23 protein-coding genes and 2 pseudogenes are annotated in these 23484 nt (G+C 69.4%); 8 read left to right on the top strand and 17 right to left on the bottom strand.

Annotation, left to right across the window (positions count from 1 at the left end):
- Positions 1 to 53 precede the first annotated feature (53 nt).
- From WS92_RS02495 to WS92_RS02430, 14 genes are all read right to left on the bottom strand, one after another.
- Positions 54 to 1031 carry a type II secretion system F family protein gene (locus tag WS92_RS02495; protein WP_009917575.1) on the bottom strand — a complete coding sequence of 326 codons (978 nt, stop codon included), beginning with the start codon at positions 1029 to 1031 and terminating at the stop codon, positions 54 to 56.
- Positions 1032 to 1057: 26 nt separating this feature from the next.
- Positions 1058 to 2425, bottom strand: coding sequence for a TadA family conjugal transfer-associated ATPase (locus WS92_RS02490; protein WP_006028227.1), 1368 nt, complete (start codon positions 2423 to 2425; stop codon positions 1058 to 1060).
- 21 nt (positions 2426 to 2446) lie between these two features.
- Positions 2447 to 3655, bottom strand: a complete 1209-nt coding sequence (locus WS92_RS02485) for a CpaE/TadZ family protein (protein ID WP_006028226.1) — start codon at positions 3653 to 3655, stop codon at positions 2447 to 2449.
- 23 nt (positions 3656 to 3678) lie between these two features.
- Positions 3679 to 4140: a TadE family protein gene (locus tag WS92_RS02480; RefSeq protein ID WP_015602502.1), complete on the bottom strand. Its 462-nt coding sequence runs from the start codon at positions 4138 to 4140 to the stop codon at positions 3679 to 3681.
- On the bottom strand, positions 4137 to 4643 hold the full coding sequence (locus WS92_RS02475) for a TadE/TadG family type IV pilus assembly protein (protein WP_006028224.1): 507 nt from the start codon (positions 4641 to 4643) through the stop codon (positions 4137 to 4139). Before WS92_RS02475 ends, WS92_RS02480 begins: the two co-directional genes overlap by 4 nt.
- 59 nt (positions 4644 to 4702) lie before the next feature.
- Positions 4703 to 5959, bottom strand: coding sequence for a pilus assembly protein TadG-related protein (locus tag WS92_RS02470; protein ID WP_059934459.1), 1257 nt, complete (start codon positions 5957 to 5959; stop codon positions 4703 to 4705).
- Between the two features lie 25 nt (positions 5960 to 5984).
- Positions 5985 to 6290, bottom strand: coding sequence for a hypothetical protein (locus WS92_RS02465; RefSeq protein WP_059934458.1), 306 nt, complete (start codon positions 6288 to 6290; stop codon positions 5985 to 5987).
- Positions 6291 to 6313: 23 nt separating this feature from the next.
- Complete coding sequence (locus WS92_RS02460; RefSeq protein WP_059934457.1) at positions 6314 to 8296, bottom strand: type II and III secretion system protein family protein; 1983 nt, start codon at positions 8294 to 8296, stop codon at positions 6314 to 6316.
- Positions 8297 to 8408: 112 nt separating this feature from the next.
- On the bottom strand, positions 8409 to 9254 hold the full coding sequence (gene cpaB, locus WS92_RS02455; RefSeq protein WP_015603420.1) for a Flp pilus assembly protein CpaB: 846 nt from the start codon (positions 9252 to 9254) through the stop codon (positions 8409 to 8411).
- A gap of 45 nt (positions 9255 to 9299) precedes the next feature.
- A complete protein-coding gene (locus WS92_RS02450; RefSeq protein WP_015603376.1) occupies positions 9300 to 10682 on the bottom strand; it encodes an ATPase AAA in 1383 nt (460 codons plus the stop codon).
- 41 nt (positions 10683 to 10723) lie between these two features.
- Positions 10724 to 11263: an A24 family peptidase gene (locus tag WS92_RS02445; RefSeq protein WP_059934456.1), complete on the bottom strand. Its 540-nt coding sequence runs from the start codon at positions 11261 to 11263 to the stop codon at positions 10724 to 10726.
- Positions 11264 to 11354: 91 nt separating this feature from the next.
- Complete coding sequence (locus WS92_RS02440; RefSeq protein ID WP_009916580.1) at positions 11355 to 11501, bottom strand: Flp family type IVb pilin; 147 nt, start codon at positions 11499 to 11501, stop codon at positions 11355 to 11357.
- Positions 11502 to 11679: 178 nt separating this feature from the next.
- A complete protein-coding gene (locus WS92_RS02435) occupies positions 11680 to 11850 on the bottom strand; it encodes a Flp family type IVb pilin (protein ID WP_059934455.1) in 171 nt (56 codons plus the stop codon).
- A gap of 145 nt (positions 11851 to 11995) precedes the next feature.
- Positions 11996 to 12235, bottom strand: coding sequence for a hypothetical protein (locus WS92_RS02430; RefSeq protein WP_059934454.1), 240 nt, complete (start codon positions 12233 to 12235; stop codon positions 11996 to 11998).
- Positions 12236 to 12392: 157 nt separating this feature from the next.
- Between WS92_RS02430 and WS92_RS30760 the strand changes: the two genes are divergently transcribed.
- The 7 genes and pseudogenes from WS92_RS30760 (at position 12393) to WS92_RS02400 (ending at position 18978) form a co-directional block, all read left to right on the top strand.
- A complete protein-coding gene (locus WS92_RS30760) occupies positions 12393 to 12917 on the top strand; it encodes a hypothetical protein (RefSeq protein WP_230479303.1) in 525 nt (174 codons plus the stop codon).
- Positions 12918 to 12980: 63 nt separating this feature from the next.
- Positions 12981 to 14189, top strand: a complete 1209-nt coding sequence (locus tag WS92_RS02425; protein WP_059934538.1) for a glycosyltransferase family 87 protein — start codon at positions 12981 to 12983, stop codon at positions 14187 to 14189.
- Positions 14186 to 15597 (top strand): annotated as a pseudogene (locus WS92_RS02420) (glycosyltransferase family 87 protein). The gene WS92_RS02425 and the pseudogene WS92_RS02420 overlap by 4 nt, the downstream one beginning before the upstream one ends.
- A complete protein-coding gene (locus tag WS92_RS02415) occupies positions 15582 to 16628 on the top strand; it encodes a glycosyltransferase family 2 protein (protein ID WP_059934453.1) in 1047 nt (348 codons plus the stop codon). The pseudogene WS92_RS02420 and the gene WS92_RS02415 overlap by 16 nt, the downstream one beginning before the upstream one ends.
- Before the next feature lie 15 nt (positions 16629 to 16643).
- Complete coding sequence (locus WS92_RS02410) at positions 16644 to 17390, top strand: class I SAM-dependent methyltransferase (RefSeq protein WP_015603189.1); 747 nt, start codon at positions 16644 to 16646, stop codon at positions 17388 to 17390.
- Positions 17387 to 17773, top strand: coding sequence for a GtrA family protein (locus WS92_RS02405; protein ID WP_006028213.1), 387 nt, complete (start codon positions 17387 to 17389; stop codon positions 17771 to 17773). The genes WS92_RS02410 and WS92_RS02405 overlap by 4 nt, the downstream gene beginning before the upstream one ends.
- Positions 17774 to 17955: 182 nt before the next feature.
- Positions 17956 to 18978, top strand: coding sequence for an ABC transporter substrate-binding protein (locus WS92_RS02400; RefSeq protein ID WP_059934452.1), 1023 nt, complete (start codon positions 17956 to 17958; stop codon positions 18976 to 18978).
- Here WS92_RS02400 and WS92_RS30755 read toward each other — a convergent pair.
- Positions 18966 to 19265: pseudogene (locus WS92_RS30755) on the bottom strand (aldehyde dehydrogenase family protein); the annotation flags it as partial. The gene WS92_RS02400 and the pseudogene WS92_RS30755 sit on opposite strands and share 13 nt — an antisense overlap.
- A 226-nt stretch (positions 19266 to 19491) precedes the next feature.
- Here WS92_RS30755 and WS92_RS02395 point away from each other — a divergent pair.
- Positions 19492 to 21384, top strand: coding sequence for a DUF3857 domain-containing transglutaminase family protein (locus WS92_RS02395; RefSeq protein ID WP_059934451.1), 1893 nt, complete (start codon positions 19492 to 19494; stop codon positions 21382 to 21384).
- 51 nt (positions 21385 to 21435) lie between these two features.
- Here WS92_RS02395 and tagH read toward each other — a convergent pair whose 3' ends face one another.
- The gene (gene tagH / locus WS92_RS02390; protein WP_059934450.1) at positions 21436 to 22803 is read right to left on the bottom strand and encodes a type VI secretion system-associated FHA domain protein TagH; all 1368 of its coding nucleotides are present in this window, start codon (positions 22801 to 22803) and stop codon (positions 21436 to 21438) included.
- A gap of 54 nt (positions 22804 to 22857) precedes the next feature.
- Complete coding sequence (locus tag WS92_RS02385; RefSeq protein WP_006028209.1) at positions 22858 to 23271, bottom strand: TssQ family T6SS-associated lipoprotein; 414 nt, start codon at positions 23269 to 23271, stop codon at positions 22858 to 22860.
- Positions 23272 to 23484 lie beyond the last annotated feature (213 nt).

Below are 23484 nucleotides of genomic sequence, written 5' to 3'. Positions count from 1 at the left end.
ACAGTCCCCGAATGTCGTTCAACGAATGATGGCCGGATGCGTGGCGCGCCGCTTCACACGCGAATGCGGATGATGTGCCGCATCCACAGGATGCCGAACGCCATCGACGCGATCGTCATCCCGACGAGCAGGATGCCGGCCGGGTCCTGCCAGAGCACCGCGATGAAGTCGGGATTCATGACCGACAGCAGTCCCGCCGTGCCGAACGGCAGCAGCGTCAGGATCAGCGCGGACAGCTTGCCTTCCGCCGACAGCACGCGGACCTTGTCGAACAGCTTGAAGCGCTCGCGGATCAGGAGCGCGATGCCGTCGAGCAGCTCGGCGAGATTGCCGCCCGTTTCGCGCTGGATCAGCACCGCGATCACGAAGTAGCGCAGATCGGGCACCGGCACGCGCGTCGCGAGATTCAGCAGCGCCTCCTGCAGCGGCACGCCGTAGTTGATCTCATCGAACGTGATCCGGAACTCGCCGCCCATCGGCTCGGCGAACTCGCCGCCCACCATCGAGATCGCGCTCGAGAACGCGTGGCCGGCGCGCAGTGCGCGCGCGATCGTGTCGCAGGTGTCCGGCAACTGCCGTTCGAGCTTGCGCAGGCGGCGTGTCCGGCAGTGCAACACGAACAGTGTCGGCAGGCATATCGTCGCGACGGAAGCCACTGCCGCGACCCACAGCGGCAGCGGCGCGAAGCTGAGCGCGACGAACGCGGCGAACGGAATCGCGAGCGAGATCCACGCGAGCTTCACGACCGACCACGTGAGGCCCGACTGCTCGATCAGCAGGTCGAGCGTCTGCACGCGCGGCATGCGCATCAGCAGGCGGTCGAACGGCTTCGCGTCGTTGAGCATCCGCTCCTTGAGGATCGACAGCCGTTCCTTCTGCACCTGGCCGCCCGCCGACATCGCGCGGATGCGGGCCTCGATGCGCCGCGCGGCCGGCCCGTGGCGGGCGTTCCACCATTGATAGACGCCTTCGAACGCCAGCACCACGGCGACGAACAGCAGCAGGACGAAACCGTAGAAAATCGGGTCCATGACGGGCTCCTTCATGCAGCGCGGGCTTATGCCACTTCGAAGCGGCGCGCGGGGTCGTACATCGCGTCGGGCAACTGGATGCCGAACGCGCTCAGACGTTCGGCGAACTTCGGCCGCACGCCCGTCGCGGTGAAGTAGCCGAGCACGTTGCCGTTCGCGTCGAGACCGGTGCGCTTGAACGTGAAGATCTCCTGCATGTTGATGATCTCCCCTTCCATGCCGGTCAGCTCCTGGATGCTGACGATCCTGCGCTTGCCGTCCGTGAGGCGCGTGGTCTGCACGACGACGGAGAGCGCCGAGCTGATCTGCTGGCGCATCGTCTTCGGCGGCAGCGAGAGGCCCGAGACGCCGATCATGTTTTCGAGCCGGGTCAGCGCGTCGCGCGCCGTGTTCGCGTGGATCGTCGCGAGCGAGCCTTCGTGGCCGGTGTTCATCGCGTTCAGCATGTCGAGCGCCTCGGCGCCGCGCACTTCGCCGAGGATGATGCGGTCGGGGCGCATGCGCAGCGCGTTGCGCACGAGCGTGCGCTGCGTGATCTCGCCCTTGCCCTCGATGTTCGGCGGGCGCGTTTCGAGCCGCAGCACGTGATGCTGCTGCAATTGCAGCTCGGCCGCGTCCTCGATCGTCACGATCCGTTCGTCGTCCGGAATGTAGCCGGACAGGATGTTCAGGAGCGTCGTCTTGCCGCTGCCGGTGCCGCCCGATACGAGCACGTTGACCTTCGCGCGCGCGAGCGCTTCGAGCAGTTGCGCCATCGGCGGCGTCAGCGTCTGGTAGTTGACGAGGTCGTCCATCTTCAGCGGATTGACCGCGAAGCGGCGGATCGACATCAGCGGGCCGTCGATCGCGGACGGCGGGATGATCGCGTTCACGCGCGAGCCGTCGGGCAGGCGCGCGTCGACCATCGGGCTCGATTCGTCGATGCGCCGGCCGACGCGCGACACGATCTTCTCGATCACCTTCATCAGGTGCGCGTCGTCGTAGAACGTGACGTCGGTCAGCTCGAGCCGGCCGTACCGCTCGACATAGACGGCGCTCGCCGTGTTCACGAGGATGTCCGACACGGTCGGGTCGCGCAGCAGCGATTCGAGCGGGCCGAAGCCGAACATTTCGTCGTAGATGTCGACCGTGAGCTGGCGGCGTTCGAGGTCGTTCGCGAGCAGCTTCTCTTCGTCGAGAATGCGCGCGATCAGCGTCGAGATCTCGTTGCGCACCTGCTCGGCGGGCAGCCGCGACAGGCGTTCGAGCTCGACGCGCTCGAGCACCGCGCCGTGCATCTGGCGGCGCAGCTTCTGATACGCTTCGCGCGCCATCGCGGTTGCCGCGCCGATGGCGTCGCTTCGGGACATGAGCGGTTGCGCGCGCCGCGTGGACATCTGGTCTCGCAATGACATGATGGTCTCCTCGAACGGGGGTTACATCGATTTGAGTTTGGGGGCCGCGCCGCGGGTGAAGAGCCGGGCGAAGAGCGGCGCGTCGCGCTCGCTGTCTCGCTGCGGGCGCTGCTCGCCTTCGACGAGCTGCTTGGCGAACGCCTGCAGGCTGCGTGCGACGCCGCAGCCGCGCGCGAGCCGCGAAAGCGGGACGCCCTGGTCGACGGCCTCGCCGACCGCGGCGGGATCGTCGGGAATCACGTGCGCCGCGCGCATGCTCAGCACTTCTTCGAGCGCCGCGCGCGCGCGCTCGGACGTGCGCGTCTGCCGGTTCAGCACGAGCTGGATGCGATCGAGCGGGCAGCCGAGCGACACGAGCAGCTCCTGCAGGCGGCGCGCCGCACGCACATGCGGCATGCTCGGCTGCAGCACGACTTCGATGTGGTCGCTGCGGTCGAGCGCGACCATCGACACCGCGTTCAGGCTGACGCCGAGCTCGAAGATCACGAAGTCGTAGCGCGGCAAGGCAACGCCGAGAATCCATTCGAGCGCATCCTCGCGGATGTCGGCGGCCTTGACCGGATCGCCCGCGCCCGCGAGCACGTGGAACGAATCCGTCACGCGCACGACGCTCGCGTCGAGAAACGCGCCGTCCATTCTTTCGAGCTGCCCGCAGAGCTGCGCGATGCTCGACGGCGGCGTCTGGTCGCTGACGAGGAACGCGGCGTCTGCGAACTGCTGGTTCAGGTCGATCAGCAGCGTGCGGCGCTTCGAGCATTCGGCGATTTCGTACGCGACGTTCCCCGCGATGAAGCTCGTGCCCGCGCCGCCCTTGCACGACATGAACGACACGATCCGCGTGTCGGGCGTATTGCGCTGCGTGCACTGCGCGGCCGCGCGCTTGAACGCGTCGTCGAGCGCGCGCGGCTCGACCGGCCAGTGCAGCACGTCGCGCACGCCGGCGCGCATCGCGTCGAGCAGCGTCTGCGACGACGCGTCGGTCGTCACGAGCATGCACGTGAGCCCCGGATGCAGGCGGCTCAGCTTTTCGATCGCGGCGAGCTCGGCGGCGTCGAGCGCGACGCCGTCGATCATCAGGATGTCGAAGGCGTCGAGCCCGTCCGTGCGCTGCACGATCTGCGCGGCGCGGCCGACCGTGCGCGTGATGCGATAGCGGCCGGCGTCGGCGACGAGCCGCGCGAGATGCGCGAGCCGCGATGCGTCTTCGGAAGCGACGAGGATGTTGATCATGGTCGTTGATCTCGTGTAGGGGTTCATTGACAGACCGAGCCGCCCGTCGACGTCGAGAGACTTTCGCGGGGCAGCGTGGTGACGAAGGGCGGCATCGAGAGCGTGAGCGGCACGAACGGAATCAGCGTCCTGACCGTCACGTTCGTGACCGACACGGTGACGAACGTGCAGGTGCTGCGCGCCGTCGCCGCGTCGGAATCGCAGCCGGCGGGCGTGTACGCGAGGCTCACGTTCGCGTTGCCGATGAGCGGCATCAACTGGCTGATGCGGGTCTTCACGACGGACGCGTCGGCGTCGCAGACGGTCGCCGTGCGCGCGCCGAGCCGCACCGCCTCGCTCGCGGTGTTCCAGTAGAACAGCACGCGGCCGAACTCGCAGATGCCGATCAGGATCGTGCAGAGAATCGCGGCGACGAGCGCGAACTCGACAGCCGCCGCGCCGCGCTGCGCCCGGCGCCGAATGAGGGAGAAGGGGCGCGCGTTCATGACACCTGCCTCATCACGGTGACGATGTTGCCGAAGGTCAAGGCCGGCAGCCCCGGAAACACGGGGATCGGCTGGTACCGATAGCCCTTGATCTTCACCTCGACGAGATTCATGCTGCCCGCGAGGCTTGCCGGGTCGGGCGAGCCGTTGTTCGTGTCGTAGGTCGGCACGCTCGCGAACTGCGCCGGATCGGACGAGTCGCTGCAGTTCGTCGTGTGCGACGCGTCGCACACGATGACCATCGACGTCGCGAGGCCCGGCGCGAGCTCGCTGCCCGTCGAGCCGCAGGTCGTGCTGCCGTAGACGGCAAGGCACTGCGCCTGCGCGACCGGATAGGCAGGGTCGGTCGACAGGTACGTCGACAGGTAGCGCGTCGCATCGCGCGTCGCCTTCGTCAACGCCTCGTACTGATAGATCGCGCGGCCGAATTCCGCGACGCCGGTCGCGAGCAGCACGAGCGGGATCATCACGATCGCGAATTCCACCGCGACGGCGCCGCGCATCCGCGACGGACGGGAGCGGAATGAGAGTCGGTTCATGATCGTCTCTTGTGGTTGCGGGTTCATTGGAGCAGCACGGGCACTTGCGGGCCCACCGAGCTGCCGTTGCCGGGCGTGCCTTGCGTCGCGCACGGGCTGCCGGCGGCCGTTGACGAGCCGCGGTACTCGAGATGGATCGGGCCCGCACTGCCGCCGGAACCCATCGGATCGAGCATCAGCACGCAGTCCCACGACAGCACGGGCGCGCTGTGGCCGCTCAGCAGCACCGTGCAGTCGACCTCGGGCGCGAGCGCGAGCCGCCGGTCGGCGCCCGCCGGGTAGTAGCTCGCGTTGTACGTGCCGCTCGTGGTGATGCCGGAAAGATGGTCGCCCTGGTAGCTCGTGAACGTCAGGCGCTTGCTCACGAAATCCGAGTACGCGTTGTTCTGCGCGGGCCACGTGGTCGCGTCGTATGCGTAGCCGGTGAAATCGGGCGTGCCGTACGACGGGTCCTTGTACGGATTCGCATAGATGCCGAAGCGCGTGTTGTATGCGGCGCTGTCCGCGACCTTGTTGCCCGGCGTGCCGACCTGCGAGCCGGTGGCGGGCAGCGCGCAGTAGTTGCCCGTGAGCTCGCTCTTGATCGACGCTGCGCTGTTCGATCCGTCGAGCGCCGACCAGCCGAAGTTGCCCGCGCCGAACGACGGCGGCGAGCCCGTCTTCACGGCGAGCCAGTCGCCGATGTTGTACGTCGCGCCGGCGACGGGCGGGCTCGTCTGCGTGCCGGCCTTGCAGATGAACACCGGGATCGCGCAGGTGGTCTGCGCGGCGCCGACGGTGGCGACGGCCGTCGCGGACACCGACGCGTTCGCGACGCTCACGCCCGGCACCAGGTTGAGCGTCTGGATGAACCAGTTGACGATGCCCGTTCGCGACGTCGTGCACTTCACGTACTTGATCGACGACGGCGAGGCGATCGAGCTCTTCGGCTGGAACGGATTGCTGAGCGAATCGCTGAACGTGACGCTCGAGTTCGTCAGCATCTGAACCGGAAACTGCTCGAACAGCGCGTAGTTGAGATGGCCGGCGGTGATGCCGGCCGCCTCTGGCACGGACAGGTTGATTGCGCCCGTCAGGTCGCGCGCGGCGGCGAGCGCGCATGCGTCCGCGCTGTTCTGCAGCTCGCTGCGCGTCACGTAGAGCTTGCCGAGATCCAGCGCGAGGCCGACGAAGCCGATCAGCACCGCGAGCATCAGCGCGACGAGGATCGACACGACGCCGCGCTGGCGGCGCCGCCCGCCGTGAAGGGCGGCGCCTGAGGAGAAAGTGACGCGAGACATGACGGTCTCCCTGAGCGAATGGTGGTTATTGGCCGCCCGTCTTGCCGCCGCCGACGCCGATCACGAACGCGTTCGGCGTGGGCTCGATCTGCTGGAACGACCTGTCGTAGTTGTCGAGCGCGGCGGCGGCCGCGCGCCCGTCGACGCCGGGCGCGGACTGCGCGTGCTCGGCCGCGTGCGGATCGATGATCTGCGCGTGCATCACGGCGCGCACCGAATCGCCGAAGCGGCCGTCCCAGACGGGCGTGCTGGACATGCAGCCGCCGAGCGAGGCGGCGAGCGACGCGGCGAGCACGAGGCGGCGCGTCAGCGTGAAGTAATCGAGGTTCATGAGCGTCCCCTTGACGATGTGGTTCAGCGATCGAAGTCTTGCGCGATCGCGCTTGCGTTGGCGAGTTGTTGCGGCGGCTGCGCGCCCTGATGCTTCGCGTTCGAGCCGGCTGCGGCCGGCGTCGCGAGCGCCGCGGGAGCAGGCGGCGCGGCGGCTGCCGCGGGCGCGGCGAGACCGGCGCGCGCCGCGTCCGGCGCAGTCGCGCGCGCGCCTTGCCGTTGCGCGGTCGCGGCGGCGGACGGCGGTGCGAGCGGCGGCGCCTGCACGGTCGCCGACGGGCGCGCGGGCGCGGGTGCGGCGGCGGGCGCGGGGCTCGCCAGCGCGTCCTTGGCCGGCGCGGCGACAGCGGCAGGCGCGGCATCGGCCGGAGCGGCGCTCATCGGCGCGGCATTCTTGGGGGCATTCGCGGGCGCGGCGTTCGCCGGCGCGGCGCCGTGCTGACGCAGCCCGCCACGGCCTTCCATGTTGCCCGTCGCATAGACGTCGGCTTCGTTCGGCTTCGTGAAGCTGTCGGTCGGCAGCGGCACGTCGGCGGTGTCGAGCGGCTTCACCAGATGCGGCGTGATGATGAACACGAGCTCGGTGCGGTCCTGCTGGAACGACGTGCTGCGGAACAGCGCGCCGAGCACCGGCAGCTCGCCGATGCCCGGCAGCGCCTTGAGCGTGCCCTGCGCGTTGTCCTTGATGAGGCCGCCGATCGCGAACGTCTCGCCGTCGTTCATCTGCACGGTCGTCGATGCGCGCCGCGTCGTGATGAGCGGCAGGATCGACACGTTGCCCACGTTCGACGCGGACAGCGTGACGCCCGTTGGCGACAGCTCGGACACCTCGGGCGCGACCTTCAGGCTGATCCGGCCGTTCGACAGCACGGTCGGCGTGAACTTCAGCCCGACGCCGAATTCCTCTTCCTGCAGCGTGATCGTGTTCGTGCCGATGCCGCTGCTCTGCGGCACCGGGATGAAGATCTTGCCGCCCGCGAGAAACGTCGCTTCCTGGCCGCTGATCGTGACGAGCCGCGGCTCGGCGAGGATCTTCACCGGCTGGTCGGTGTCCTGTGCGTCGATTGCCCCACTGAGCGGCAGCTTGTTCGACTTGCTCGCCACGATGCCGCTGCCGACGCCCGTGAGCAGGCTCGTCATGAGCGCGCCCGTCCAAGAGCCGAAGCCGCCCTGGATGTTGACGGCCGATCCCATCTGGTTGATCAGCGTCTTCGATACCTCGGCGACCTTCACTTCGAGCATCACCTGCTGCGGCGACGTGACGGTCAGCATGTTCAGCACGTCGGCGCGCGAGCCGCCGCCGCCGTTGCCGTTGCCGTTGCCGGCGGCGCCGGCGTTCGTGCGGTCGCTGTATGCCTTCGCGATCGCGACCGCCTGCTGCGCGGCCTGCGCGCTCGACACGTTGCCCGCGAGCACGATCGTGTCCGCCGCGGTCGACACGCGGATGTCGCGCTCGCGCGGCATCAGTTGCCGCAGCGACGTCTGCAGGCCGTCCGCGTCCGCGCCGACCGCGACGTCGATGATCCGGCACGTGCCGCTCTTGCCCTGGACGATCATGTTCGTCGTACCGACCGACATGCCGACGAGATAGAGCGTGCGCGGCGATACCATCGTCGCCTGCGCGACCGCCGGGTTGCCGATCGTGCGGTTGCGCACCGGTTCGTCGAGCGGCACGAGCAGCGACTTGCCGAGCGGCACGCTCACGTTCGTCGACTCGCGCATCTCGCCGACGCAGTTCGGGCCGCGCAGCGGCGCGGCGGCGGCTGCGGCCGCCGCGCCGGCGGCGGGCGCGGGCGCCATGCTGATCGTCATCTGCATCGGCCCGCGACCGATCGCCATCGGCGCCGCCGCCGTGCCCTTCGCGATCGCGGCGTTCTCGACGGCGTCCTGCGCGGCCGCGGCGAAGACGGTGAAGAGCCCGGCGCAGCACGCGGCGGCGAGCGCCGCGCCGCGCACGACGCGCGAGCGCGTCGGCGTCGGCCGGGAAAGTTGCGATTTGGTGTCCATTTCGTGTGGTCCCCCAGTGCCCGGCGCAGTGCGCCGGGTTTGACTATCAAAGCTGCCGGAACGCAAACGGGCAGCGGAAACGCCAGGCATCGTCAGTGCTTTGCCACTTGTGTCAGAAACATTCGACGCTGCCCGTCACGCCGGACAACACGCCGACGCAGTCGCGGCCGGCCGCGCCGCGCGCATGCGCGACGACGCGCATGCGCACGGGACGCGGTTGCGCGGCGGGCGCCGCGACGCTCGCTGGCACGGCCGCCGGCTGGCCGAGCAGCGTGTTCTTCGTCGCGCCGCCGGTGTTCAGCGCGTCCTTGTCGATCTGGTTGCGCAGCACGAGCGACAGCGTGCCGACGCTGCGCGCGAGATCGAGCTTCTCCGCCTGGTCGGGCGACACTTCGAGCGTGACCGCGTTGACGACCTTCGGCGCGGTGTCGTCGCGGCTCACCTGCTGCGCGACGGCGAGCACGAGGATCTTCTCGAGCACGATCTTCGAGATGCTCTGCTGCGGATCGGCCTTCGACTGTTCCTGCGTGTTGACGATCACGTCGACGTAGTTGCCCGGCAGCGCGAAGCCCGCGACGCCGACCACGTCGTTCACGCGCACGGTGATCGCGCGGTGCCCGGGGGCGATCACGGCGGACAGGCCGCCCTTCGTGCCGACGGGCGCGAGCTTCGTGCCGAGCACGGGCTCGCCGCGCGCAAGGCTCGTGCGCACGACGCGGCCTTCGAGCGGCTTGAGATCGGTGAACGCGCCGGGCGGCACGCTGGCCGTCGGCCAGTTGACGATGCGCAACTGGTTCGGGCCGAGCGGCTCGCCGAGGTTCACGTCGGTCGCGGCGACCGCGACGGGTGTGACGGCGCTGCTCGAGGTCTGCACGAGCCATCGCGAAGCGAAGGCGACGGCGGCCAGCCCCGCCAGGATGGCGATGGCGAGCATCGTGAATGCGCGACTGTTTTTCATGGCGGTACTCCTCGCTAGTCGTATCAAGAGCCAATGGGCCGGACGCTACCAATCGCGATCCGCATCCGGCGGGGTGAACGGCGGTTCGTCGGGCGCCGAGCCGAAGAAACTGCGCCACGCCTCATGCAGCGCCTGTGGCGTGACCGCGGGCGCGTCGCCGCGATAGCGCACGGACGCCGCGACGAGCCGCAGCAGATCGCTCGGATAGCACGCGAGAAACGGCATCCGTGCGGGTTCGTGCAGGTGTCGCAGCAGGTAGTCGAACGTCGATGGGTCCGAGCTGAGCGCGAGCGCCGCGCAGTTCGCGTCGTACACGTCGCGGTAGCGCTCGACGGGCAGCGGCCCGACGTGCAGCTTCGAGCCGAGCCGCCGCAGGAACGCGTCGTCGCTGAACTGCGCGGGCGTGAGGTTGCTCGAGAACACGGGCCACACGTCGAACGGCATTTCGAGCCGCACGCCGCTCACGAACGTGAGCTGATCGATGTTGCGATCGAGCGGCATCAGCCAGCGGTTGAGCAGGTCGCGCGGCGCGATGCGCTGGCGGCCGAGGTCGTCGACGATGTAGAGGCCCATGTTCGCCTTCACGTGCGGCGGCGCCTGGTAGTAGCCCGTCGAATCGTCGCGGCGCAGGTCGAGCTCGGTGAGCGTGAGCTCGCCGCCCGAGAGCACGACGGGCCGGCGGCAGAGGCGCCAGCGGCGGTCGCCGTTCGCGCCGTCGGCCGCGCGCGGCGCGTCGACGTGCACGAGCGGATCGTGAATCCTGATGATCTCGCCCGACGCATGGATCGCGTACGGAATCGGCACATTGCCGCGCAGCAGCGCGCCGAGGCGCTCGGCGAGATAGGTCTTGCCGCTGCCCGCCGGGCCGTAGATCAGGAGCGGCCGGCCCGCGTTCATCGACGCGGCCGCCGCGTCGAGCATCGCCGGCTCGATCGCGACGCCGCTGAACGCCGCGTGCGCGTCGGCGCGCGAGATCGTCACAAGGCGCACCGAGTGCGCGGCGACGCTCGCGACATACGCGTCGTGCGTGACGGGCGCCGGGCCGCAGTAGCTGTTGCGCGCCTTTTCCTCGAGCGCGAGCGCGCGGCCGAGGTCGGTCAGGCGCAGCGTCAGGTCGATGTCGGACAGGCCGCGGTGCGTGACTTCGATCAGGCGCTCGCACGCGAGGAACGTCAGCACTTCGTCGAGCGCGGCGGGCGGCAGACAGTGACGCTCGACGAGCTCGGTCAGGCTCGAGCGTCCGTGCGCGAGCATCGATTTCAGCAACAGCGCCGCGACGAAGGCTTCGTTCAGGCCGGTTTCCGCGAGCGTGCGCGGCGCGGCCGGCAAGCGCGCGGCCTGCCTTGCGCGGTACATGCGCAGCGACGGCGGCTCCGGCAGATGGGCGATCTGCACGTCGTGTCGCGGTTCTGCTTGATCCAGGTTCATGGTCGCTCCAAATCGTTGAGTGAGAGTCAGCATGCGTTGCGTCAGGCCGCCGCCGCGAACAGCACGCCGAGCGTGCCGATCGCGATCGCGACGCCGTATGGCAGCGTCCCGACCGAGTCGATCCCGGGTGCGGCGCGCGCGGCCGACGGATCGCGCAGCAGCGCCGCGCCCGCGAACAGGTGGCGCAGGTTCGCGAGCAGCTTGCGCAAGCGGCGGCGCTTGGCCACGACCGCGAGCGCCCATGCGCCGCCGACGACGAACGTCGCGAGCGCGATGTGCAGCGCGAGCGTCGGGCCGACCCACGCGCCGATCGCGAGCATCAGCTTCACGTCGCCCGCCGCCATTCCCCGCACGACATAGAACGGCAGCAGCAGGCCGGCGCCGGTGGCGGCGCCCGCGAGCCACGCGACGAAGCCGGTGTGCGGGCCGGGCAGCGCGCATTGCGCGACGAGCGCGCCCACGAGGCCCAGCGCGATCAGTCGGTTGGGAATGCGCCGGCTCGCCAGATCGATGCTGGCCGCGACGACTGCGAGCAGCGCCGCGCACAGCGGGATCGGTTGCGGTGGCAGGGCGGAAAGCATGGAAGGCCTCGCGTCTAATTCAATGGTTCGATGAACCGCTTCGGTGACGCCAGCCGGCGTGCCGGACTGGCGCATCCAGGTGGGCTTGAGATCACACATCCGAAGCGACGGTGCTGAACACCGATTGCAGATTGGTGCCGACGACCTGCACCGCGCCGATGATCACGATCGCGATGAGCGATGCGATCAGCGCGTATTCGATCGCGGACACCGCCGATTCGTCGCGCAGCCAGCACATGAACGCGTGAGCGGGACGTGCGCCGAGCGGCTGCGGACGGGCCGACTTCCGGCAAAAGGACTGGGTTCTCATGAGTCGCTCCTCAGCGGTATCGAACGGAACATCGAAGGGAAACGCACGCGCGGAAAGCGACGGACGGCGTGTTGCGCAAAGCCATCCGTCCTTCCGGCGACGTGCCCTACAGATCGCTGCCGATCGTCGTGAAGACGGAATTGAGGTCGGTACCGACCGTCTTCACCGCACCGATGATCACAATCGCGATCAAAGCGGCGATCAGGCCATATTCGATGGCGCTGACGCCGCCATCGTCGCGAACGAACTGCTTGACGTATTGAATGAAGCTGGACATGACTCTCTCCTTTCGGATGACTAATGAAACCCTTGCCGTCAACGGCGCGGGACGTACAACGGGAACTGCTTCAACTGCAAGGCACAACAAGGCACAACAAGGCACTACGGGCACTGCAAGGCACTGCTGGAAAGCGGATCGCGGATCAGAACAGCCGCACCGGGGCCTGCACGCGAATGCATGCGCCGGCGCGGACGGAACGATCGGCGGGATGGGGCTTGCCGGCGCGTGCGCATGAATCGATGCGCGCTGCGCGGCGCCACCCTGGAAAAACGCGGAAGCGACGGCCGTTTCGGCCGGCGGCGGGATCGCGAGCGACGGCGACTGCGCGCGCCGCTTCGCTGCTGGAGCGGCCGAGAAGCCGCTGAACGGTATAAGTGAACATTGCCTTCACCCCGGTATTCACAACAAGCAATTTTTTCCAAGCACTCGGCCGCAGCCGGTGCCCCGCTGGTCGAACGGCGACTGCCCTGTACGCATCCGGCGCCGCACTCGCGTGCGTGGCGCCGGATGCGACCCCGTGGGTGACGTCGGCGAGATTCTTGTCTGCTGGTCTGGTTGCCGTGAATTCGCCGATCGTCGCGTCGTCGTTTGCCGCGCAGGACGTTTCGCAAGGAGTGGGCCAGCTTTCGGGAAGACGCGGCGGGGCAAGGGCGAGCGGCTCATCGATGCAACGTGCCGGGCATGATGCGGCGCAGAAGGTTTCGGTTCTGATACGCGCGAGCGCGCCGCCGCGCGCCGCCGCCGCCCGCGAACGCCCGCCGGGCAAGGCACAAAAAATTTTGTCGGGACTTTCCCTGAACCGGGCATCCGTGAACGGAGCCGTGCCGCGCGACTTCGGCGCAGACGTCCGGCGGCGGAAAGTGTTTCAACTCCGTAACGCGAGCGCGTCCGTTCGTCATTTTTCATGCGGAATCCGCCGTTTCCGGCCGGCCCGCTGCGATATCGCGCGCCGCCGCGATTTGCATCGGCTCGCTTTTTTTTCTAACAATGGAAGCGCGACGGCGTCGTGCGAACAAGAACGTCGTCCGAACGAATCGACAAAAAAAATCGACGCGTTTGAATGAACAGAACGCTTAATCACACATCGGGGCATCATGGATCTTGCGAATCGGGGAACATGCTTCGGCATGTTGCGCTCAGGCGGATGGCTGACCAGCGATCGCGTGCTCGCCTACGGCGGCGCGACGCTGATTCTCAGCATCGCGCTGCTGGGCGCGTGGGGCTGGGCGACGAGCGGTTTCACCGCGAACACGACCGTTCGGCCGGGCATCGATTTCACGGTGTTCTGGAGCGGATCGCACACGATGCTGCACGGCGCGCCCGCAACCGTCTACGACTATGCGGCATTCTCCCGCACCGAAGCGGCGCAGCTCGGCGCGTACGTGAACCGCAGCTTTCTGCCCTGGGTGTATCCGCCGACGCTGCTCGTGCTCGTCACGCCGCTCGCGCTGCTGCCTTACGTGCCGTCGCTGTTGCTCTTCTGCGCGCTCGGCCTCGTCGCGTATGCGAAGAGCGTCGGCGCGCTGTCCGGGTTGCGCGACCGCTTGTCGAATCCGCGTCTCGCATCGTTCGTGATCCTGTCTTTCCCGGGCGTGCTCGTTGCGGCCGTCATCGGACAGAATTCGCTGCTCACGGCCGCGTGCGCGGCGCTCGCGGTCCGACTGCTCGCGAAGCGCCCGGCGCTCGCGGGGCTTTGCATCAGCCTGCTCGCGGTCAAGCCGCAGATGGCGCTGCTGTTTCCGCTTTTGCTCGTCGCGACGCGCGCATGGCGCGCGTGCTTCGCCGCCGCCGCGGGCACGCTCGTCTTCGCGGCGGCGAGCGTCGCCGTTTGCGGCACGGCGTCCGTGCATGCGTTCCTGTCGGGCGCGACGATGCTGCGCGAGCTCGTGCTCGAGCAAGGCGCGCAGTACTGGCTTGCGTCGCCGGCGCCGTTCTCGGCGATGCGGCTCGCCGGCGCGTCACTGCATGCCGCGTATGCGGTGCAGATCGGCGTCGGCGTGCTCGCGGCCGTCGCTGCGCTGGACGTCTGGCTGCGCACGGGCGACACGCGGCTGCGCGCGGCCGGGCTCGCGGTCGCGACGCTGCTCGCGACGCCGTATCTGTGGCATTACGAGCTCGCGTGGCTCGGCATCGCGCTGTTCGGCGTGCTCGCGTGCGCGCTCGACACCGGCTGGCTGCCCGGCGAGCAGCCGGTGTTCGTCGCCGGCTGGCTGTTGCCGTTCTTCGAGTTCTTCAATCGCGCGACGCATTTCCCGCAGTTCGGGCCCGTCGTGCTGCTCGCCGTGTTGCTCGTCGTCGCGCGCCGCGCGCGAGCGATGCCGGGAGTCGCGCGATGAAAGCGCATCCGCACGGCCACGCGGCGGCGCATCGCGACGTCGAATGCCAGGAGCTGCCGGCCGCGGGCCCGCGCCGCCGTCCGCACTGGCTGGGCGCGAAGCGGGTGCGGACCTACGCGATCGCGGCGCTCGTCTGCTATGCAGCGTTCGGCGGCATCTATCTGGTTCGCTGGCTGTCGGGCGGGCTCGGCTCGCCGCTGCCGCCGATGCTCGACTTCGTGCCGACCTGGAGCGCCGCGCGGCTCGCGGTGCACGGCCACGCGGCCGACGCCTGGCGCTTTTCGGCGCTGCATGCGGCTGAGCTGCAGGCGGCGCCGTCGATGCGCGGCATGCGCGGCGTGCTGCTGTGGCTCTATCCGCCGCAGACGCTGCTGCTCGTCGCGCCGCTCGGCTGGCTGCCGTATCCGGTCGCGGCGCTCGCGTGGGCCGCAGGCACGGGCGCGCTGTTCGTCGCGATGGTGCGCGCGATCGTGCCGCGCCGCCTCGCGGCGCTCTGCGCGCTCGCGTTTCCCGGCACGTTCTTCGTCGCGCTCATCGGCCAGAACAGCCTGCTGACGGCCGCGCTCGCCGGCTTCGGCCTCGTCGCGCTGCGCCGCCGCCCGGCGCTCGCCGGATGTTGCTTCGGGCTCCTCGTCATCAAGCCGCAGCTCGCGCTGCTGTTTCCGCTCGCGCTGTTGTGCGCGTCGCAATGGCGCGCATTGCGCGCATGGGCCGCGACGGTCGCGCTCGTCGCCGCGCTGAGCACGCTCGCGTTCGGCTTCGGCGCATGGGCCGCATTCGCGCACGGCGCGGCGTCCGCATTGCAGACGATCGGTGCCGGGCAGGCGGCGCTCGCGCGGATTCCGACGTTCTTCGCGATGGCGACGTTCGCCGGCCTGCCGCCTTTCGTCGCGCAACTGTTGCAGGCGGCGTCGATCGCGTTCGCGGCCGCCGCGGTGATCTACGCGTGGCGCGGCGCGAGCGCGCATGCGCTGCGCTCGTCTGCGCGAGCCTGCTCGTGAGCCCGTATCTGTACGACTACGACCTCGCGTGGTACGGGCTCGTGATCGCGTGGGCCGTGCGCCACGCGCGCACGGAAGGCTGGCGGCCGCTCGAGCGCGAAGGGCTCGCGGCGCTCGCGCCGATGCCGCTGGCGGGGCTTGTCGCGATCGAGCCGCTGGGGTTCCAGTTCCTGCCGCTCGTGACGGCGGGCACGCTCGCGGCGATCGTGTGCCGCATCGCGCGCGAGCGCCGCGGCGCGCCGTGTCTGCCCGGCGACGAAGACGCGGCGGACGCGATCGATTCGGTTCGTTTCATCGCGGCGCGCGGCGCATCGGACGCCGCGCCGCGGCGCACGCGGGCGGCGGCGCCGCTTGCCGGCCGCGGCCGCTACGGGGTTCAGGGAGAAGCATCATGCGGGATCAGATGAACATACCGCTCATTTCGCTCGTCGTGCCGTTCTACAACGAGGGCGACGCGGTCACGCGGTTCTTCGCGGAAGTCGTGCCGCTGATGGAGGCGATCGAATCGATCCGCTTCGAGATCGTCTGCGTGAACGACGGCAGCCGCGACGACACGCTCGAGCAGCTCGTCGCCGTCGGTGCGAAGGACCCGCGCGTGCGCGTGATCGATCTGACGCGCAACTTCGGCAAGGAGGCCGCGCTGACGGCGGGCCTCGACGAAGCGAACGGCGACGCGGTGATACCGATCGACGCGGATCTGCAGGACCCGCCGAGCCTGATCCCGGTGATGATCGACCATTGGCGCGAAGGCGCGGAGGTCGTCGCGGCGAAGCGCAGCAACCGCGCGTGCGACACGTTCGCGAAGCGCACCGCCGCCGCGCTCTATTACCGCGTGCACAATGCGTTGTCCGAAGTGAAGCTGCCCGTCAACGTCGGCGATTTCCGGCTGATGGACCGGCAGGTCGTCAACGCGCTGCGCAGCCTGCCGGAGCGCCGGCGCTTCATGAAGGGGCTGTTCGCGTGGGTCGGCTACCGGACCGTGATCGTCGAGTACCAGCGCGAGGCGCGCTGCGCGGGCCACTCGAAATTCTCCGGCTGGAAGCTCTGGAACTTCGCGCTCGAAGGGATCACGAGCTTCAGCACGGTGCCGCTGCGAAGCTGGACCTACATCGGGCTTGGCATCGCCGCGCTCGCGTTCCTGTACGGCGGGTTCATCGTCGCGCGCACGCTGTGGATGGGCAATCCGGTGCCGGGCTACGCGTCGCTGATTTCGGTGATGCTGTTCATCGGCGGGATCGAGCTGATCGGCATCGGCGTCGTCGGCGAGTACATCGGCCGCATCTATTACGAATCGAAGGAGCGGCCGATCTACCTCGTGCGCCGCCGTTATCAGGCGCGCACGAAGGTGAGCGCGCTGCCCGCCGCCGCGGCGCGCGCCGCGCGGATCGAGTTTGCGCGGCGCCGCGCAATGCCGCGCGAGCGCGCCGCAAGCCGCTGACCGAAGGAGGACGCCATGTCACCCGACGCTTATCTGCAAATGGCCGCCACCGAAACGACGCACTGGTGGTTCCGCGCACGGCGCGACATCCTGCGTGCGCTGCTCGTGGGTCTCGGGCTGCCGGCGGGCGCGCGCATCCTCGAGATCGGCTCGGGCACGGGCGGCAATCTCGGCATGCTCGAGGCGTTCGGCGCGGTGAGCGCGCTCGAGATGGACGACACCGCGCGCGCGATCGCGAACCGCAGGACCGGCTGGCGATTCGACATCCGCGCGGGCCGCTGCCCGGACGACGTGCCGTTCGGCGACCAGCGCTTCGATCTGATCTGCTTCTTCGACTGCCTCGAACACATCGAAGACGACGCGGCCGCGCTGCGCCGCGTGAGCGACTATCTCGCGCCGGGCGGCGCGATCGTCGTCACGGTGCCGGCGTACCAGTGGCTATGGAGCGCGCACGACACGTTCCTCCATCACTACCGGCGCTACGACCGTGCGGCGCTCGAACGCTGCGCGCGGGCGGCCGATTGCATGATCGTGCGCAGCTCGTACTTCAACACGCTGCTGTTCCCGCTCGCCGTCGTCGCGCGAACGGTCGACCGGCTGCTGCATCGCGCGCGCTCGAGCGGCGACGCGCTCGGGCCGCGCGCGGTCAACGCGGCGCTGTACCGGATCTTCCGCACCGAACGCGGCTGGCTGCCGAAGCATTCGCTGCCGTTCGGCGTGTCGTTGTTCGCGGTCCTGACGAAGCGCAGCGAGCCGCGATGAGCGCCGTCGCCGACATCGGCATGCGCGCGCGGATCGTGCGCTTCGGCGTGTCCGGCGCGGCGTCCACCGCGCTGCACGCGGCGATCGCCGGGGCGCTGATGGGCGCGTTCGCCGCGAGCGCGGTGCAGGCGAACGCGGTCGCGTTCGTTTGCGCGACGGGCGCGTCGTATCTGCTGAACACGCTGTGGAGCTTTTCCGCGCCGCTGCGCTGGCGCAACGTCGCGCGCTTCGTCGCCGTATCGGCTGCGGGACTGATGCTGACGATGGCGATCTCGCACGGCGTGCAGGCGCTCGGCGTCGCGCCCGCGTGGAGCATCGCGGCCGTCGTCGTGCTCGTGCCGCCGCTGACGTTCGCGATGCATCGGCTCTGGACGTATCGCTGACGGCGCGCGCACGCCGGGGCGCACATGCGGGGCGCTGCATCGTCGAAGCGTGCGCGCGATGCGCATTCCCGATAAGCATTTCGCAAATCGATGTTTGTTCCGCATCGGCGGATTCCCTAAGCTTGGCGACTCGTCCGTCGCGCGATCGTGCGCGGCGGCGTTTCTTCGGGAGGCCTCCGCCGATGAGCCGTTACGCTGCTCCGCCGTCGTTCGCCGCGCGTCGCCGTGCGTTGCGACGCCTTGCCGCCGCATCGTGCGCGGCATTCTCCGGCCGCATCGCGCCGGCGTTCGCGGCGCAGCGGACAGAGGCCGGCGCGACGGACGCCGACGTATCCGGCGTGACGCTCGTGCTCGGCGATCAGGCGGGCGGCCTGCGCGCGCTCGCCGAAGCGGCGCGCGTGCTGAACGACACGCCGTATCGGTTTCGCTGGGCGAATTTCCAGGGCGCGGCGCCGCTCTTCGAAGCGCAGCGCGCGGGCGCGATCGACGTCGCGCCCGCGGGCGACCTGCCGGTGCTCGCCGCCGCGCTCGGCGATCCGGCGCTGCGAATCGTCGCGACGCGCGTGGGCTCGCCGGCGTCGCTCGGCATCGTCGTGCAGCCCGATTCGCCGGTGCGCGGCGTTGCGGATCTGAAAGGGCGGACCGTCGTCGTCTCGTCCGCGCGCGGCAGCATTTCGCAGTACCAGCTCTATGGCGCGCTCGAAGAGCGCGGGCTGTCTCGGCAGGACGTCGAAGTGCGGTTCGTGCTGCCCGTCGATGCGTTCGCCGCGTTCGAGGCGAAGCGGATCGACGCCTGGGCGACGTTCGATCCGTATTACGGGCACGTCGTCCGGCGCGGCGCGCGCGTCGTGCGCGACGGCAGCGGCATCAATTCGGGCCTCGCGTTCCTCACGTCGCCCGTCGGCACGCTCGAAGACCGCGCGAAGCGCGCGGCGCTCGTCGACGCGCTCGCGCGCCTCGAACGGGCGGGACGATGGGCGCTCGCGCATCCGGACGATTACGCGAAGGTCTACGCGTCGCTCACGCGCTTGCCGCTCGACGCGGCCGCCGACATCACGCGCCGCGCGGCGCTCGCGCAACGGGCGGTCGGCGCGGCCGATGTCGCGACGCTGCAGCGGGTTGCCGATCGCGCGGTGCGCGACGCGATCCTGCCGAGCCGCGTCGACGTCGCGTCGATCGCGGTGCAGCGCATCGGCGCGGCTTGATTCGCGGGCGGGCCTTCGTTGATGCCGACGATTCCCGCTTCGAGCCGTGACGACACGCGCGCGATCCGCCGTCCGTCCTGCGCGTAAAAGTACGCGGCGAGACCATAGGGCGTGTCGTGCGCGGCGGCGATCGCTTCCTCTTCGGTCGCGAAGCGGATTAACGCAACGACCGGCCCGAACGTCTCTTCGCCGCAGAGCTGCATGCCGGGCGCGGCGTCGGCGAGCACGGTCGGCGCGTAGAAATGCGGGCCGAGTTCAGGCATGCGCCGCCCGCCCGCCAGCACGCGCGTCGACGGCGGGATCGTGCGGGCGATGCGAGGCGCTCGGCGCGTGGCGAGCATGCCGTAATCGGCCCGCCGCATTCCCGGCTGATTGCCGCAAGCCGGCGCGGCGCGCCTTGACGCGCGCGCGAGCGCGGCCGACACTGACTCGACCGGCGAACGGGGGCTCGCGCCTTCGTCCGCCTCCGTTCGTCACGACGATTCGCCCCTCCATTCGCGCAGGTCCGTTGCGATGTACGTTTTGATCCGATTGTCTTGCGTCGCGTGCGCGGGCCTGTTCATCGGCTGCGCGAGCGCATCGCCGATCGAGCCCGACGCCGCCGACGCCGCGCCCGCGACCGTCGTGAGCGACGTCCACGTGTTCGTCGTCCAGCGCGACGGCTCCGTCGACGAGCACGACGATTCGACGCTGCGCGCGAACACCGCGAGCGGCATCGACGACGTCGCGCAGCGCTACGTGTGGTTCAACAAGGACATCGACCGCGTCGAGCTGCTGCGCGCGGAGACGATCGACCGCGCGGGCGTCGCGCACCCGGTCGGCCCGGAGGCGATTCGCGACGTGCAGGAGCCGCGCTCCGCCGGCGCGCCGTTCTTCGAGGACGGCGTGCTGCGCTCGGTGATCTTTCCGGGCGTCGACGTGGGCGCGCGCACGCGCCTCGTGTTCGGCAAGTCGCGCACGAAGCCGCGCGACCCAGGGTACTTCAGCTACTTCGCCGCGCCGTCGCGCGCGCCCGTCGAAGCGCAGCGCCTGATCTTCGATCTGCCCGCCGACCTGCCGCTCTACGCGGACGCGCGCGGCTACGTCGCGCAAGCGCCGGTGACGGAGAACGGCCGCACGCGCTACGAATTCGATTATCGGCACGGCCCGTATCCGCGCATCGAGGACGGCTCGGTCGGCTACGCGACGTACGGCGACCGGCTGATGGTGTCGACGCTGCGCGATTTCGCGGCGTTCGCCGGCCGGTATCGCGCGGCGGCCGTCGACGCGAGCGCGGCCGACCCCGCCGTCGCGCGGCTCGCGGAATCGATCGTCGCGAATGCGGGCGCGTCCGGGCCGCGTGCGAAGGCGCGGGCGATCTACGACTGGGTGCGCACGAACGTGCGCTACGTCGCGCTCTTTCTCGGCGAGACCGCGGCCGCGCCGCACAAGGTGACGGACATCCTGCGCAACCGCTACGGCGACTGCAAGGATCACGTCGCGCTGTTCGGCGCGCTGCTCGCGGCGCTCGGCATACGCAGCGAGCCGGCGCTGCTGAATCTCGGCCCGGTCTACACGCTGCCCGACGTGCCCGGCTACGGCGGCAGCGCGATCAGTCACGCGATCACGTGGCTGCCGGATCTCGGCCTGTTCGCCGACACGACGGTCGGCGGCGTCGAGTTCGGCTATCTGCCGCCCGTCGTGATGGATCGGCCGGCGCTCCTCGTCGACGACGGCGTGCTGTCGCGCACGCCCGCCGCGCAGCCGCGCACGCGCGACGCGCGCCTGCGGATCGACGTCGAGCCGAGCGGGGCCGCGCGCTATCAATATTACGTCGAGGACGGCGGCTGGACCGCGGAGCTCGAGCGCGGCATGTTCCGGCAGGCGGCGCGCGAGCGCGTGCTGCAGCTCGCGGCCGAGCGGTTGCGGCAGAGCGGCTTGAGCGGCACCGCGCGGCTCGGCACGGGCGAGCGTGACGTGACGAGCGGGCCGTTTTCGACCTCGATGACGGGAACGCTCGAGCACTTCGCCTGGCCCGACGGCACGACCGCGCTGCCGGCGTTATCGAGCCTCGCGGGCGGCATCGCGACGCAGGTGCGGGGCTGGCTCGCGGAGCCCGTGCGCACGCAGCCGTGGCTGTGCATCGGCGGCGAGTTCGACGAGACCGCGCAGATCGCGTTGCCCGACAACGTGCGCGTGACCGATCTGTCGGCCGATGCGAACGTGCACGATCGCTTCCTCGATTACGAATCGCACTACGTATTCGACGCGGCGGCGCGCGTCGTGCAGATCACGCGGCGCTTGCGCGCGCGCTTCGCGCATCAGGTGTGCTCGCCGGAAGATTTCGATGCGGCGCGCGCGTCGCTCGAGCGCATCGAGCGCGATGCGCTCGCGCAGATCGTCGTGCGCGCGAAGACGCGCGAATAGGGCTTGTTCGATTCGCAGCCCTTCCGAATTCGCGGCGGCGCATCCTCCGGATCAGCGTCGGCAGCGCCCGCGATAGCCTTCGACTTCCGCGTCGTAGGCGGAAAGGAACGCCTTGCCGAACACGGAAGCAAAATCGTCTTCGATCGCGAACAGCGTGTCGCGATGCGTGGTCGCATAGCGGTCCCACAAGCGCGCCTTGTACAGCGCGGGCACGCGCTTCTCGTACCACTGCGGCGCGGTGTCGCGCTCGCGCAGGCGCTGCGGCGAGAAGCGCGTGAGCAGATCCATCAGCGCGGCGCGCATGCCGGCCACCATGCCGAGCTGATGCGCGTGCAGATCCTGGAACGCGTCGGACACAGCGCTTTGCGGCGTCATGAAACCCGGCAGCGGCAGCCCGAACATCTGGCGCAGCACCGCGCCGCCGTCCGGCAGCAGCTTCAGCGGGTTGTTCTCGCGGTCGAGCAGCATCGTCATGTCGGCCTTCACTTCGCGCTTCAGGATGCTGCGCGACGACAGCAGTTCGACCGTGCCGTTCGCGAACAGCGCAAGCAGTTGCCCCGCGACGAACAACTGCTCGGCGGACCAGTGGTGCGGCTCGGCCGCGGTGTCGAGCCCCGCGCCTTCGAAGAACGCCTGCAGCAGCGTCTCGGGCGTCGCCGGCGTCGATGCGCGCACGCGCGACGGCACGTCGCCCGCGTCGCCCGGACGCGCGGCGGCGGGCGGCGCGGACTTCGCCGGCTGCACGCGCACGTGTTGCGTCCATTCGGGCGCGTGATCCGATTGCGTGACGGATGAGGTTGGCGGCCCGCGCCCGTCGCCGTCTCGCGCGGCGCCGGCCTGCGCATCGAGATTGCCCTGCGGCTGCGCGAACAGATCGAGCGGATCGGTCGATAGCTGATGCAGGTCGCGCGGCGCGGCGGACGCCGGCGAATCGCGATCGCGCGGCGGCGCGGCGCCAGGCCGCTCGACGGCCTTGCCGTCCGCGTCCTGCGTCCTGCCGAGCCCGAAGCGATCGTGCAGCAGGCCCCACAGCTTGTTGCTCGCGCCCTTTGTCTGCGCGTGCGAGGCGGCCGCCGCTTCGACGGTCCGCTCGATCGTCGCGTCGTCGGGCTCCGCGCGCAGCAGGTACGGGCCGATCCGGATGATGTCGCCCATGTTCAGGCGCTGCGCCTGCGCATAGCCGATCGGCACGCGGTTCACCTCGATCGTCGATACGCTGCTCAGGTTCTTCAGCAGGCATGCGTCGCCGGCCACTTGCAGCAGCGCCTGCAGGCGCGAGATCTGCCGGGTGTCGTCGCGCAGCACGAGGTGATTGTCGCTGTCCCGGCCGATCGTGCCGCCCGGCGGATGAAACACGACGGCGTTGCGGTCGTCGGTGCCGACCGGCTCGCCCGCGTGTTCGATAACGGTCAGTTGCATGTCGATACGTCGGTCGATGGATGAAGCGTTCGCATGGAAACCGGTTCGATTCGTTCAGGATGACGACGCATGTTTGCGGCGCGCGTACTCGAACGCCGGCCCCCAGATCGGATGCCCCTTTTCGGCAGGGGACAGATCGAAGCGCGGATTGAGGTCGAGAATTCTCGAGAACTCGGCGCGGCATTGCGTGACGCGCCTCGTCAGGCAATAGCTGAACGCGAGCAGCTTGTGCGCGGCGACCTGCGTGTTGACGTCGGCGCCGTCGACCTCGCGCGCATGGCCGCCGAGCAGCGCGATCGTGCGCCTGTAGTCGCCCGCGTCGTATGCGGCTTTCGCGCTGTCGAGCGTCGCCTGCGCGACCGATGGCGTCGAAGTCGGGGAGGCCGGGGGCGCCGTGCCCGTGCCGCAGCCGCCCATTCCCGCCAAGAAAAAGCCAAGGAAAATGTAAAGCGAGGCGCGGCCTTTCATTCTTGAATTGACAGTTATAAGTGGAATGGTCGGGGCAATGCAGCATGCCGTTGGATTCTAGTTCCAATAATTGGAAACGGACCGGCTGTTACCTTTTGTTTCAACTTGAAACAATAAGTCGAATTAAAGTCCGGCTCTCGTCCCGGCTTCGCCTTGTGAAGCGCATCAGTTGAATCTATAGTTCGGTGTGCTTTTTGTTTTCGTCGGTTGTTT

This window comes from Burkholderia sp. MSMB1588 (assembly GCF_001546925.1).
GTDB classification, from domain to species: Bacteria; Pseudomonadota; Gammaproteobacteria; order Burkholderiales; family Burkholderiaceae; genus Burkholderia; species Burkholderia humptydooensis.
Note: the sequence above shows the minus strand (reverse complement) of the source record. Positions and strands in the feature narration are given on the sequence as shown.

Excerpts from the sequence above, each read along its gene's own strand:
- WS92_RS02400 (WP_059934452.1), top strand. The coding sequence starts at position 17,956 with ATGAGCCGTTACGCTGCTCCGCCGTCGTTCGCCGCGCGTCGCCGTGCG.
- WS92_RS02485 (WP_006028226.1), bottom strand. The coding sequence starts at position 3,655 with ATGATCAACATCCTCGTCGCTTCCGAAGACGCATCGCGGCTCGCGCAT.
- WS92_RS02430 (WP_059934454.1), bottom strand. The coding sequence starts at position 12,235 with ATGTTCACTTATACCGTTCAGCGGCTTCTCGGCCGCTCCAGCAGCGAA.
- WS92_RS02450 (WP_015603376.1), bottom strand. The coding sequence starts at position 10,682 with ATGAACCTGGATCAAGCAGAACCGCGACACGACGTGCAGATCGCCCAT.
- WS92_RS02405 (WP_006028213.1), top strand. The coding sequence starts at position 17,387 with ATGAGCGCCGTCGCCGACATCGGCATGCGCGCGCGGATCGTGCGCTTC.
- WS92_RS02480 (WP_015602502.1), bottom strand. The coding sequence starts at position 4,140 with ATGAACGCGCGCCCCTTCTCCCTCATTCGGCGCCGGGCGCAGCGCGGC.
- WS92_RS02440 (WP_009916580.1), bottom strand. The coding sequence starts at position 11,501 with ATGTGCTGGCTGCGCGACGAATCGGCGGTGTCCGCGATCGAATACGCG.
- WS92_RS02385 (WP_006028209.1), bottom strand. The coding sequence starts at position 23,271 with ATGAAAGGCCGCGCCTCGCTTTACATTTTCCTTGGCTTTTTCTTGGCG.
- WS92_RS02475 (WP_006028224.1), bottom strand. The coding sequence starts at position 4,643 with ATGCGCGGCGCCGTCGCGGTGGAATTCGCGATCGTGATGATCCCGCTC.
- WS92_RS02490 (WP_006028227.1), bottom strand. The coding sequence starts at position 2,425 with ATGTCATTGCGAGACCAGATGTCCACGCGGCGCGCGCAACCGCTCATG.
- WS92_RS02460 (WP_059934457.1), bottom strand. The coding sequence starts at position 8,296 with ATGGACACCAAATCGCAACTTTCCCGGCCGACGCCGACGCGCTCGCGC.
- WS92_RS02495 (WP_009917575.1), bottom strand. The coding sequence starts at position 1,031 with ATGGACCCGATTTTCTACGGTTTCGTCCTGCTGCTGTTCGTCGCCGTG.
- tagH (WP_059934450.1), bottom strand. The coding sequence starts at position 22,803 with ATGCAACTGACCGTTATCGAACACGCGGGCGAGCCGGTCGGCACCGAC.
- WS92_RS02415 (WP_059934453.1), top strand. The coding sequence starts at position 15,582 with ATGCGGGATCAGATGAACATACCGCTCATTTCGCTCGTCGTGCCGTTC.
- WS92_RS02395 (WP_059934451.1), top strand. The coding sequence starts at position 19,492 with ATGTACGTTTTGATCCGATTGTCTTGCGTCGCGTGCGCGGGCCTGTTC.
- WS92_RS02410 (WP_015603189.1), top strand. The coding sequence starts at position 16,644 with ATGTCACCCGACGCTTATCTGCAAATGGCCGCCACCGAAACGACGCAC.
- WS92_RS02465 (WP_059934458.1), bottom strand. The coding sequence starts at position 6,290 with ATGAACCTCGATTACTTCACGCTGACGCGCCGCCTCGTGCTCGCCGCG.
- WS92_RS02435 (WP_059934455.1), bottom strand. The coding sequence starts at position 11,850 with ATGTCCAGCTTCATTCAATACGTCAAGCAGTTCGTTCGCGACGATGGC.
- WS92_RS02470 (WP_059934459.1), bottom strand. The coding sequence starts at position 5,959 with ATGTCTCGCGTCACTTTCTCCTCAGGCGCCGCCCTTCACGGCGGGCGG.
- cpaB (WP_015603420.1), bottom strand. The coding sequence starts at position 9,254 with ATGAAAAACAGTCGCGCATTCACGATGCTCGCCATCGCCATCCTGGCG.
- WS92_RS02425 (WP_059934538.1), top strand. The coding sequence starts at position 12,981 with ATGTTGCGCTCAGGCGGATGGCTGACCAGCGATCGCGTGCTCGCCTAC.
- WS92_RS02445 (WP_059934456.1), bottom strand. The coding sequence starts at position 11,263 with ATGCTTTCCGCCCTGCCACCGCAACCGATCCCGCTGTGCGCGGCGCTG.